14 protein-coding genes and 2 pseudogenes are annotated in these 10,454 nt (G+C 58.3%); 5 read left to right on the top strand and 11 right to left on the bottom strand.

The annotated features are described in order from the left end of the window. Nucleotides 1-62: 62 nt before the first annotated feature. Nucleotides 63-335: pseudogene (locus tag CIK76_RS19915) on the top strand (IS3 family transposase); the annotation flags it as partial. 121 nt (nt 336-456) lie between these two features. Here CIK76_RS19915 and CIK76_RS15255 read toward each other — a convergent pair. From CIK76_RS15255 to CIK76_RS19650, 4 genes and pseudogenes are all read right to left on the bottom strand, one after another. Further along, nucleotides 457-843, bottom strand: a pseudogene (locus CIK76_RS15255) (transposase); the annotation flags it as partial. Between the two features lie 69 nt (nt 844-912). Next, entirely contained in the window at nt 913-1,839 is a 927-nt protein-coding gene (locus CIK76_RS15250; protein ID WP_141393582.1) for a DDE-type integrase/transposase/recombinase, read from the bottom strand. A 29-nt stretch (nt 1,840-1,868) separates the two neighbouring features. After that, nucleotides 1,869-2,108, bottom strand: coding sequence for a hypothetical protein (locus CIK76_RS19655; protein ID WP_217990411.1), 240 nt, complete (start codon nt 2,106-2,108; stop codon nt 1,869-1,871). Nucleotides 2,109-2,128: 20 nt separating this feature from the next. Continuing rightward, nucleotides 2,129-2,296, bottom strand: coding sequence for a hypothetical protein (locus CIK76_RS19650; protein WP_217990410.1), 168 nt, complete (start codon nt 2,294-2,296; stop codon nt 2,129-2,131). Between the two features lie 176 nt (nt 2,297-2,472). Here CIK76_RS19650 and CIK76_RS15240 point away from each other — a divergent pair, with 176 nt between their 5' ends. Both CIK76_RS15240 and CIK76_RS19140 read left to right on the top strand, forming a co-directional pair. Further along, entirely contained in the window at nt 2,473-2,727 is a 255-nt protein-coding gene (locus CIK76_RS15240; protein WP_096254727.1) for a hypothetical protein, read from the top strand. Nucleotides 2,728-2,896: 169 nt separating this feature from the next. Next, nucleotides 2,897-3,085 carry a hypothetical protein gene (locus CIK76_RS19140; RefSeq protein WP_141393581.1) on the top strand — a complete coding sequence of 63 codons (189 nt, stop codon included), beginning with the start codon at nt 2,897-2,899 and terminating at the stop codon, nt 3,083-3,085. A gap of 270 nt (nt 3,086-3,355) precedes the next feature. Here the strand turns inward: CIK76_RS19140 and CIK76_RS15235 are convergent, their stop codons facing one another. Next, a complete protein-coding gene (locus CIK76_RS15235) occupies nt 3,356-3,646 on the bottom strand; it encodes a MerR family transcriptional regulator (RefSeq protein ID WP_255248504.1) in 291 nt (96 codons plus the stop codon). Nucleotides 3,647-3,770: 124 nt separating this feature from the next. On the opposite strand from CIK76_RS15235, the gene CIK76_RS15230 reads away from it, so the two are divergent. Both CIK76_RS15230 and CIK76_RS15225 read left to right on the top strand, forming a co-directional pair. Further along, nucleotides 3,771-4,199 (top strand): Hsp20/alpha crystallin family protein, encoded by a 429-nt coding sequence (locus CIK76_RS15230; RefSeq protein WP_096254729.1) that lies wholly within the window; start codon nt 3,771-3,773, stop codon nt 4,197-4,199. A gap of 350 nt (nt 4,200-4,549) precedes the next feature. Beyond that, a complete protein-coding gene (locus tag CIK76_RS15225; RefSeq protein ID WP_096287963.1) occupies nt 4,550-4,843 on the top strand; it encodes a hypothetical protein in 294 nt (97 codons plus the stop codon). Nucleotides 4,844-5,110: 267 nt separating this feature from the next. Here the strand turns inward: CIK76_RS15225 and CIK76_RS19910 are convergent, their stop codons facing one another. The 6 genes from CIK76_RS19910 to CIK76_RS15200 all read right to left on the bottom strand — a co-directional run bounded on the left by CIK76_RS19910 (nt 5,111) and on the right by CIK76_RS15200 (nt 10,393). After that, entirely contained in the window at nt 5,111-5,473 is a 363-nt protein-coding gene (locus CIK76_RS19910) for an integrase catalytic region (protein WP_255248503.1), read from the bottom strand. A 415-nt stretch (nt 5,474-5,888) separates the two neighbouring features. Next, complete coding sequence (locus CIK76_RS19905; RefSeq protein WP_255248502.1) at nt 5,889-6,278, bottom strand: hypothetical protein; 390 nt, start codon at nt 6,276-6,278, stop codon at nt 5,889-5,891. Nucleotides 6,279-6,416: 138 nt separating this feature from the next. Further along, nucleotides 6,417-7,472, bottom strand: coding sequence for an iron ABC transporter permease (locus tag CIK76_RS15215; protein ID WP_096287961.1), 1,056 nt, complete (start codon nt 7,470-7,472; stop codon nt 6,417-6,419). Further along, complete coding sequence (locus CIK76_RS15210) at nt 7,459-8,508, bottom strand: iron ABC transporter permease (RefSeq protein WP_096254732.1); 1,050 nt, start codon at nt 8,506-8,508, stop codon at nt 7,459-7,461. The genes CIK76_RS15215 and CIK76_RS15210 overlap by 14 nt, the downstream gene beginning before the upstream one ends. A 1-nt stretch (nt 8,509) precedes the next feature. Then, nucleotides 8,510-9,364 carry a siderophore-interacting protein gene (locus tag CIK76_RS15205; RefSeq protein WP_096287959.1) on the bottom strand — a complete coding sequence of 285 codons (855 nt, stop codon included), beginning with the start codon at nt 9,362-9,364 and terminating at the stop codon, nt 8,510-8,512. A 24-nt stretch (nt 9,365-9,388) separates the two neighbouring features. Next, nucleotides 9,389-10,393 carry an ABC transporter substrate-binding protein gene (locus tag CIK76_RS15200; RefSeq protein ID WP_096287957.1) on the bottom strand — a complete coding sequence of 335 codons (1,005 nt, stop codon included), beginning with the start codon at nt 10,391-10,393 and terminating at the stop codon, nt 9,389-9,391. Nucleotides 10,394-10,454 lie beyond the last annotated feature (61 nt).

The following is a 10,454-nucleotide window of genomic DNA, read 5'->3' as shown; positions in this document are numbered from 1 at the left end:
ACACCGCCTTCGTGGAACAGCGCTTGAAGATGGCTTTATGGCGCCGAAAACACACCAAAAGACCAGTTGACAAGGGGCTTCTACATCATTCGGACGCTGGCTCGCAATATACCTCGATCCGTTACACCGACACCTTAGAAATTGAGGGGCTGGTTCCGTCGATTGGCAGTGTCGGGGATGCGTACGACAATGCGGCTGCCGAAACGGTCATGGGATTATTCAAGAATGAAGCCGTGGCCAAGGGTTCTCCCTTCCGCAGTGGTGCGTTGAAGACCGAATCAGATGTCGTTGAGGTCGTCTTCGACTGGGTCTTTTGGTACAACAATGATCGCTTGCATTCCTCGCTGGATCACCAAACTCCCGAGGAATTTGAGCGTGCCTACTATGATGAAATGACAGGCTCGTTACCCGACGCTGCCGCACATAACACGGCGGCATGATTTCCGGGACGGTTCAGTCCAAAGCGTCTGATTTGCCGACGCCTCGATTCTTTTTCGCATCCATACGTGGTGCTTCAGCGACAGAGAAACCGTGGGTGGCCACGGTGCCGGCCAGAATGGCGCCGTAAGATGCTGCGCCCTCGATTACCCAGAGGCTATCAGCATTGCCTTCGGTGCGGCGAGCCACCCATTTGATGGCCCTGTTGATGCCTGACCCTGTGGTGGGAAATTGTCGGGTTTCGAGTAATGCTCCATTTGAGGCGTTCACAATGGCATAGACGTGGTTGCGTACGTGAGTGTCGACACCCACGACAAATGGGTGGCTATAAGCGACGATAGACAATGCGGTTACTGTACTTTCCTGAGCTGGACTTGGTTGGTAGCCGTGAACGGCCGGTACCAGTCCGGGTAGGATCACTACGGAACAGAACTGTGACGAGTCACGCCCCCGCAAGGGCGGACAATCTTCTAATCAGGCTACCGAGGTGGGCCGGACAGGTACCGGCCGCTCCACACTCGATAAACGGACAAGTCCATAAGATGACACCTTCGGGTCAGTTGTACCATGAGTCACATCTATCAGACGGAGTGGCTGGTACCCATCCTGCCAGCCAGTCCCAGACCAGCTAGAACAAGTCTCACAGTTGTACCAAGGGACATACCCATTCAGGTAAGCCCGAGCGTCCTCAACCGAGACGAAGACTTTTGGATATCCCGGGCGATACTTCATCGTACGGAATCCCGATTCGCTGAACGGATTGTCATTAGACACATTGGGCCTGTTATGGCTCAGCCGCACATGTCGGGCCTCTAACGCGTTTTTCAGCGCGTTGGACTTCATTGCAGGCCCCGAGTCAGCGTGTACCACTTGCGGCACATCATAGTCCTTGAAGGCCTGCTCGAACATCTCCACGGCCATATGGTCCGCTTCGCGCTCCTCCACCCGGTAACCTACGATCTGCCGGGAGAAAATATCCATGATCGAATAGGCCTTGAACACGCAGTTCTTATATGGCGAATACAGATCAGTAATGTCCCAGCTCCAGATCTGTCCCGGTCCGGTGGCCTTCAAAACAGGTTTTTCCCCTCTCGTCCTGCGGTTTTGTTTCCGGGTTGGTACCTGTGGCCGCAACATCTGCTCTTCTAGCTGCGCGGCAATACGCCACCACGCGCGTCGGGAACCGAGCATGAGGCCTTCATCCCAGGCCGTGGCGAAGGAATGGTCCACAGAGTTGTCTCGAGCCCAGCCGGCAAGGATTCGCTCTTTGATGCGTTCACGATCAGCCGGGCTGATCCTAGTTGAATAAGCGCGGTCGGCTTGATGAACAGGATTCGGTGTTTTCGGTCGTGGGCTGATTCGGTAGTGCCAGGTTGAACGGGAGATCCCGGAAATTTTCAAGGCCTGGCGTTGCGAACCCGTCAGGTTCTTTAAGGTTCGGACGAGTTCGTTTTCCGCGGCGAGGAATTCTTCTGTTCGTTCGTCTTCGATGCGGCGGGCCCTTGCTCGTTCAGCGTGTGCAAGAGCCCGATAGCTTTTCCCAGGGCCTCATTGGTTCCTTCGAGCTGGCGGACACGTTCACGCAGTGCAGCGAGTTCAGCTTGCTGTTCTGCTTGTTCTTTGGCTCGTGCTGATTCTAGGGCTGAACGTTGGCTCGGGGTGGTGTTCATCCTTCCATGATCTCGTGGAACTAGGTTGCGGTCGAGGTCGCCTTCGAACACAAGGGGTTCCATCGGTAGAACGTGGCTTTGGAGAAGGGCTGTTGTGTGAGCCAGACGGTGCGAGTGCCGTGGGGCTGGAGGTTGTACTGGTGGACGTATTCCCTGATTTCTTCGCGAGTGACGCCGATGGTGCTCATGGTGTTTCCTTCTGTCAGTGGTGGGTCTTGGATGACTCACATACAGCCTGACCGAGAGGGGAGCTAGCTTCTCCTATGAGAAACTTCAAGCTTTAGGTGGAGCTGCAGCCGCTCTAGGAGCTGAGCTGTTGGGTATTGCTGCCATTAAAACTGCGTGTACTTAAGGAGTGAGTTCCATGAAGAATTATATTAGGCCTGTTCTGACCCTGCTGTGCGTTGCACTTGCTGCGGTGGCGTATTTTGCCTTCAGCAACATCTTTGTTGCTTTGATTTTCGCGGCGTGTGGCGTGATGCTCTGGGCCTTTTTCGGAGAGAAGTATGATGCCTCCGTGGAGATCACGAAGAAGGTTGATCCTCGGGAACTGAAGGAATATCGCCGTCAGCATCCTGGTGCGTCCATTACTGACGCGATTCGAGCAACTCAGCCTTAGATTCTCAAAAGCTATATCCAGAGGGTGCCCCATTCACTGGGGGTACCCTCTACTCATATTTAGAGATGGAGACATCGGCTAGGCGGGTTTTTCCTTGGTGCACGGTTGGCCCGTGAAAGATATGTTTGGTGGCTCGGTCAAGATCAGGGGCTAAGCCCTCCGGGTTTCAATGGATAAACAAGTCATCAGTCCAGAAGTGCAGCATCCTGCGTTTGAACGTGCGGCTCTTCTGAAGGGGTACGAGTTAGCCCTGATTGAAGAGCTTGTGGTGTGCGCACGTGATGTGGCAAGCATTCCGTTTTGTCCAGCCTTCGCGGGCGGCGCGCTTCGCTATGACGCACTGCGTCCTGCCACATAACGCTCGTGGATTGCGGTTGGCGTAGCGGTAGCCCGGGGACTGTAGAGAGCTCGCTGTTGGACCCGATACTGGCGCAAACCACGCTCTCCTGCAAGGTAAAACACGCCAAGCGTGGATCACGCGAAGCGCGAACGAGCCGCCAGGCGACTATAGTATGCACGCAGCGTGAATAAACTGTGCGCAATTGCGTCAGCACGAAATACAACTTGCGCACAGGCAATATTGCCGTGAATACCTGCGCTGGGACAAACCCGTCTGACAGGTACGCCCCTACCGTTTCGAGAGCCTTGCGCGCAAAAGGCGGTTCTCCTCTTCCAAGATCAGCACTCTCTCTATTCCAGCCAAATTCAACCCCTCACCAAGCAGCTCAACTATCCTTCCAATACGCGCCAAATCCACCCGCGAGTACTTTCGAGTACCTCCGTTGGTGCGCCGAGGAACCACCAACCCCCGTGACTCATAGAGCCTCAACGACTGCACACTCAACCCGACCGTACCCGCCGCATAGGAGATCGAATAGTTATCTTCACCTGGTAGGGCATGAGCTTTAGAAATTTCCAAAAAATTGATCTTTCTTCTTGCGCCATCTGATATTCATGTGATATAAAATCTACATCATTGGAGATAGATTTTGGATCTGGCTCCAAGTGCACCATCAGCAACATTGCCGAGGAAAGGAAGAACAATGATGATGCAAAATGATGTCCTGCGCGATTTCGACCGACTGGTCCAGCGGACTTTCAACACCCAGCTCAGCCCCGAACGCGTCAATGCCATGCCCATGGATGCGTGGCGCGACGAACAAGGATTCCACGCGGAAATCGATCTCCCAGGAATTGACCCGGAATCCATCGACGTGGCCATTGAACGCAACGTCATGACCATCAGAGCTCAACGTCCTAAGCCTGAAGGACGTCGCAACGTCTTGGGCAATGAACGAGTGTGGGGTCATTTCAGCCGGGAATTCATCCTTGGAGAGCACCTGGACACGGAGAACATCAGCGCGAACTACGCCGACGGGGTACTGAGTTTGGACATTGGTCTGGCCGAGTCAGCCAAGCCGCGGAAGATCAAGATTCTGCGCGGAAAGTCCACGAAGTCCATTACCAGGTAGAGCTGATGGAACAGTGCCATGGAAACGTTGCTCGTTTACCTGGAAGAACTGCTCGCTGAGGACGATAGGGACTTCTTAGCACAGCTCAGTGATCGGCTCGACCAGTTCATAGTACGGCGAAGCGTTGCGGACTAGGTTCGGCTTCAGACCGGTCGAGTAGCAGGAACATGATACCTAGCTGGTACCACCGGCAGTTCGGCTATCGCACTCAGGTGCTGACCTTCAGATTCCCAGAAAAGAACAGATCCCCACCCATAGGGCCACCATACTCGGTAGCGGCAGTGGGTCGAACGGGCCGGTGCCCAGCTTTAGGGCTGAGCACCGGCCCGAGAGCTTAGGAGCGTGAAAAAGTGAACGGATCACTACTCAGTATTCACCTGTCTGACGAACAGGCCACGGAACTGCAAAACGCTTTGTGCAGTCGTCGAGACCATTACGTGGAGTTGATCAACGGCCCAGGAACAGAAACCAGTGCTGCACGTCCAAAGGTCGAAAGGTACTGGAAGGGAAAGGTGCAGGACATCCAAACGCTGATCGACTCGATCAGCGTTCCCCTTTATGGGGCGCAAGAGAATGCGTCTATCTCTGCTCGCACCTCTAAGAGTGCAGAAGCGCTGCCAAACATTTATGAAGCGCCCGATTGAGGATTACGAGCTATCAAGCATTTGAAGCCTTGGAAGATGCCAGTAGCAGCATGAGCAGTCGACCATATTACGCTGCTGGCCCGTGTAGATGGCCTGAGCGATTGGAAATATAAGGCCGCCTGACCTTGAGGCAAGCCGCTAGTTTTCCGCTGACTAGTGAATTCATCACAATTGGTTCCATCGCAACGGGGCCTTGCCGCCAATCAGCTCATGATGGGGACCCGCCTTGCCTCATGTCAATATGCTTACGAAAATTAACCCCGTGCCTCAACTAAATTGCTCGCCAAACTCACTACTAGTTCCATTGCTACGGAACTTAGAGCGGGCAATTAGCTGCCCCTGAATCTCCGCGATCCGCCTGGTGAGCGCCGGATTTAAAGAATACTCGCGCGCTGCGAGCTCTGCCGTATGCCTTTCATCCATAGCCTTCAGCTCGATAATCCGTTGATAAGCGGTACGCGGAGCATTATGCGTCCGCTTTCTGCGCCCTGACCTCGCGGTGCCATACCCGCTGGCGTTCACCATGGGCAACAAATGGTTCTTCCGCTGGTCAACCAACACCCAAGGCTCATTGAGTAACGCCATTTCTTCCCGCGTTTCATACCGGAACCTGAAAGCGTGCTTGCGCACCCAACCACTATTTCATTGCTCCACATGCACATTATCGTTGTGCTTATACGGTCTGGCCCGCGTCAGCGCGAGGTGGTTCGTTTCGGCTCATTCAATGAATGGCACATTGATAAATCCGCCGCTGTTATCGAAGTCGAACCCTGTCACCGGACACGGCAAACCAGCTACAAGGCTCTGGATGCCGGCCATCACATTGCAGTAGGCGCGGTTCTTCACCGCAATAATCACCGTCCAGCCAGCGAATACGTCGGTGAGCGTGACGGAGTACAGATATTCGCCTTAGAGGTTATGCTCGCAGTGCGACAGTATCGACTTCAAAGAATCCGGGTTCTTGCTCCATTGGAGTACCTGAGCAGCGGACTTTAATTTCCGAGCGGAGCATTGAGCCGGCCTTAGTCGCGGAAAGAGACAATGGCTATCTAGCATCGAGAAACTGCTTCGGATGGCGATTCATCGTGGCAGCTGACATGCACTGCAGTTCCGCTTTCACCTCGTCGGTGAGTAGCACGGAGAGTTTTCCGAATTCATCGAAGCGTTCACGGCATTTGATGTCCTCGGAGATTGTTGCGGCGAGGTATTTGCCGCAAGGATCCCCGCAGAGCGGCCAGATGCGTTCCAGGATCCTGAAGGACGCCAGTTGATACTCGCTGGCCCTGCGCCGCGGGACGGTGTAGGTATCTAGCCGGTGATCCGTTGGTGTTCTGCGCTCAGACGGTGTCTGGTGTTGGCTCTGGATCAGCCGGTGGGCGCGCGGAGATAGTCCAGAAGAATTCCCTTTTCGCGTTTCGTGGCTTTGGCGAAGCATTTGATGATTTGATGTCGAGTGTTCATTCAGAGTCCTTATTTCATCACTTCAGCAGAACCCTTTGCTCGTTGGAACGCCAGAGTTTTCGCGAGCAGAAGTAAATGAGGCATGGGCTTCGTGTGGCGCTTTGATGAGGGGTCAACGCGCCCCCTTACGCGAAAGCACCCCCAGGATCCACACCAAGAACGGCGCGCCGGCAATGGAGGTGACCAGACCGACCGGCAGCAGCACCGGAAACAGGTTCTGTCCGATCAAATCCGCCAGCAGCATCAGCACCACACCGGTCAGCGCCGCCCTTCCGGGCGTGGGATGGGTCGTCCCGAACATTCGCTGGGCCAGCTGTGGGGCGACGAAGGCGATGAAACCCACTGGACCAGCGACCGACACCGTGGCGCCGGCAAGTAGCACCGACAGGGCCAGCATCAGCAGGCTCGCGGCACGCACCGGCAAACCCAGGGCCGCGGCCGCGTCGTCGCCCAGTGCCAGAACATCCAGCCACCGAGCGCACAGCCCGATTAGCGCGGCGCCTGCCACGAGGACCACCAGCGCCACCGGGGAGAGCAGGCCCCAGGTGGCCAGCGACAGGCTTCCGGTAAGCCAGACCATGGCGCTATTTAGGTCCGGCAGCTCCGCACGCAGTAGTAGCCAGCTGACCCCGGCACCCAGTCCAGCGTTCACTCCCAGCCCCACCAGCACCAACCGGAAGGAGCTGATGCCACCGCGGTAGGAAACGGCCAGGACGACCGCCCCGGCCAGCAGGGCGCCCAGTGTCGCCGACAGCGGCAGCCGCCATGGGCCCAGCAGGAGGATGGCGGGCACGGCGTTGGAGCCGACGATGGAGGCGACGGCACCAAGGCTGGCGCCCGAGGTCACCCCAATAATATCGGGACTGGCCAGCACATTGCGCAGTACCGCCTGGGTGACCGCACCGGAGATACCGAAGCCAACGCCCACCACGATCGCGGCTAGGGCACGCGGACCCCGCAGGTCGCGCACCAAGAACATGGTTCCCGAATCGGCTTGGCCACTGATCACGAGCCACCACAGGCGCAGGTCTAACCCCAGCCCCAGTGCGTTGACCAGCAGCAGCAGCCCGGCGGCGGATAACACGCCCCAGCACAGCAAGGAGCGCCAATGCAGACCGGTGGCGCGCACCGCCGGAGCCGCCGGACGGATGAACTCAGAGACTGTCAACGGCTCTCCTCATGCGCGGGCTGCGCGCGATCAGAATAAACAGGGGTGCGCCGAGAATAGCCAGCATGATGCCCACGCTCAGCTCGCCGGTGGGCAGCACCAGCCGGCCTGCGGTATCGGCCAGCAGCATGATAGCTCCGCCCAGGGCTCCGGAGAGCCACACCGCGCCAGGTAGCCCGCCAGGTGCAATCCGCTTGGCCAGGTGCGGGGCCGCGAGACCGAGAAAGGCAATGGCTCCCATCGAGGCGGTCGCCGCTGAGGCAAGCACTACCACGGCGAGCAGGCCTACGAGCCGGTCCCGGATGACGTTGCGCCCCAAGCTGGAAGCCACATCGTCGCCCAGCGCCAGCGCGTCAAGCGAGGAAGTATTCAGGACGGTGAGCAGCAGCCCAAGGGCCAGCCACGGGCCCACGTCCCAGAGCACGGAGGCGTCGCGTCCGGACAACGAACCGACGGTCCAGTAGCGGAAGCGGTCCATGGTGACCTTATCCAACAGCACGACGGCGCTGGAGACGGCATTCAACACTCCGGTGATGATGCTGCCGGCCAGAATCAGGCTGGTGGCGGCGTTGGCGAGCCGAATGCGCGCGGCCAGGCCGAGCACCATCGAGCCGGCAACTAGCCCCCCGAGCAGGCCGAAGACGGTGTATTGCGCGGGCGAAACAAGGTGGAACACGCTGATGGCCAGAACCACCCCTGCGGCCGCTCCTGAGCTTACGCCGAGCAGGCCCGGATCGGCCAGCGGGTTACGCGTGTGCGCCTGGCACAAGGCTCCGGCCACGCCCAGTGAGATGCCGCAGACCAGGCCGAGCACGGTGCGCGGCACTCGCAGAGCCATAACCGAGGCGTTGGCTTCAACGAGGTTTCCCTGCTGACCGCGCAGGTAGGCCAGGACATCGACTGCCGGTACCGGCTGGGAACCGTAGAGCAGGCTAGCGGCGACGGCAAGCAGCAAAGCCACGGCGCAGGCGACGAAGACCGGCAAGCCTTTGCGGGCCGGCCGGTCCACCGCCAGGTCGCGCAGACCGGCGCTCATGCTAGTCCTCGTCGTGATGGTGGTCGTGGTCTGTCTGGCCCCGGCGCCAGTAGCCGTCGACATCCCAGTTCTCGCGGTCCAGCCCCAGATCGTTCTTCAGGTAGCGACGCAACGGCTTAATGGACATCGACTCGCCGGCCACCCAAATGAAGCCCTCCCCCTGGGGCAGTTGCTGGGCTTTCACGGCCTGCACCAGCAAATCGGTTCTTCCTGCCGGGGACGAGCCGCGATGCAGCCAGCTGACCTGCAATTGTGCTCGGCTGTCCAGTACGATCTCATCGGCCGCGTCGTTGACCTCGATGAAGGCGAAAACCTTCGCCTCGGCGCGCAGGCCTGAAACCCATCGGGCCAACGCCGGCAGGGCGGTTTCGTCCGCGGCCAGCACATACCAGTCGAAGACGTCCTTCACCCGGAAGGAGCCACGCGGGCCGAGCAGGGCCAGTTGCTCGCCGGGTTGCGCGGTGCCCGCCCAGCGTCCGGCGACTCCGTGCTCATGCAGTACGAAATCCAGGTCCATCCATCCAGCCGCCGGGTCGGCATCCCGGATGGTGTAGTCTCGGCTGGTCATTGAGCGTCCATCAATCCACCGGTCGCCCACCACCGTGGGCAGCACGGCACGGCCTTGCTCATCGCGGTCAAAGAATACCTTGACGTGGTCTTCGGCTGCGACACTGCGAAGCGACTTCAGGTCCTCGCCGACTACGCGGATGCGCACCATGCGTGCTCCCAGCGGCTCCACCGATTCGACGGTCACTAGCCGGGGCACGAGCGGATGCGTATACGTGGCGTTCTTGGGATTTTCTTCGTCCGGTGCGATGAGTTCGCCGGAAGCCGGATCATGGGTCGTGATAATCATGGATAGGTCCTTTGGACTTGGGGACTAGAGGCTCTTGAGTGATTCTTCGATCTGCTCGGCCACACGCAGGGCGGCGCCATAGTTGTCTGGGAAGAAATGGGTCAGACCGAAGGCGTGCTTGTCCTTGAGCGCTGACAGCGAGGTCCAGGTAGCTTGTCCTTCGAGGGTGTCAAGCGCGTCGGAAGCACCGTCGGTGTACTGCGGGTAGTAGATCACCGTGGCGTCGTCGATCTTGGAGAGTTGCTCAAAGGAAAGAAACACGCCATTTTCGGCTTCTTCGTTCTTGACCGCCTCGACGGCCGGCGCCCCCAGATCATCCAGGACCTTGCCAATCCAGGAAATCTTGGAGTAAACAGTGACCTCCTCGTAGGCGTCCACGGCCGCGAAAGCATTCTCCGACAGCTGCTTGGCGTAATCGGACTTCATCTGGGCGATCTTGTCCTCGTAAGCCTTCTTTTGCACTTGGGCCTGCTCGCCGTTGCCCAGAATTTCGGCCATAGCCACCGAGGCGTCGCGGGTACCGGCAGAACCGTTGGTGCGGATCAGCACGGTGGGTGCGATGGCGTTGAGCTTTTCGAATTCGGCTTTCTTCTCGGAGCTCAGTTCCTCCGAAGCATCGTCACCGCCGCGGATGAAGCCGATCATCATGTCGGGCTTCAACTCAACGAGATGCTCGTAGTCCCATCCATCCGGGGTAAGAATAGACGGAAGCTTTTCCACGGCGTCGAAATCTGCCGCGTTGCCGAAGGAATCGTCGAAGGTGTCGCCGGCGGTGGCCAGCGGCGTCAGGCCGGCCTCAACGGCAGGCACGGAACCGCCTTCCAACGCCACCACTTGTTGCGGGTCTGACGGGATACTGACCTTTCCGAACGCGGTATCAACGATGACAGTGCCGTCAACATTCTGCGCTGCCGCGGTGGCGGAAGTACCGCTCTCGCCGTTGGCATTGGAACTGGCGGCACAGCCAGTGGCGAGCAAGGACAGAGACAAGGCCATAGCGGCCCAGCGGGCGCGTGGAGTGAATTTCATGTGCGAGTACCTTCGGAGTCGTCGAGTCTAGCGAAAACTTCGGTGACTGAGCAGATCACCT

Source organism: Glutamicibacter sp. BW80 (assembly GCF_002332385.1).
Taxonomy (GTDB): Bacteria; Actinomycetota; Actinomycetes; order Actinomycetales; family Micrococcaceae; genus Glutamicibacter.
This window is presented reverse-complemented; position numbering and strand designations above follow the sequence as displayed.

Excerpts from the sequence above, each read along its gene's own strand:
- CIK76_RS19655 (WP_217990411.1), bottom strand. The coding sequence starts at position 2,108 with ATGAACACCACCCCGAGCCAACGTTCAGCCCTAGAATCAGCACGAGCC.
- CIK76_RS19650 (WP_217990410.1), bottom strand. The coding sequence starts at position 2,296 with ATGAGCACCATCGGCGTCACTCGCGAAGAAATCAGGGAATACGTCCAC.
- CIK76_RS15240 (WP_096254727.1), top strand. The coding sequence starts at position 2,473 with ATGAAGAATTATATTAGGCCTGTTCTGACCCTGCTGTGCGTTGCACTT.
- CIK76_RS19140 (WP_141393581.1), top strand. The coding sequence starts at position 2,897 with ATGGATAAACAAGTCATCAGTCCAGAAGTGCAGCATCCTGCGTTTGAA.
- CIK76_RS15230 (WP_096254729.1), top strand. The coding sequence starts at position 3,771 with ATGATGATGCAAAATGATGTCCTGCGCGATTTCGACCGACTGGTCCAG.
- CIK76_RS19905 (WP_255248502.1), bottom strand. The coding sequence starts at position 6,278 with ATGCTTCGCCAAAGCCACGAAACGCGAAAAGGGAATTCTTCTGGACTA.
- CIK76_RS15210 (WP_096254732.1), bottom strand. The coding sequence starts at position 8,508 with ATGAGCGCCGGTCTGCGCGACCTGGCGGTGGACCGGCCGGCCCGCAAA.
- CIK76_RS15205 (WP_096287959.1), bottom strand. The coding sequence starts at position 9,364 with ATGATTATCACGACCCATGATCCGGCTTCCGGCGAACTCATCGCACCG.
- CIK76_RS15200 (WP_096287957.1), bottom strand. The coding sequence starts at position 10,393 with ATGAAATTCACTCCACGCGCCCGCTGGGCCGCTATGGCCTTGTCTCTG.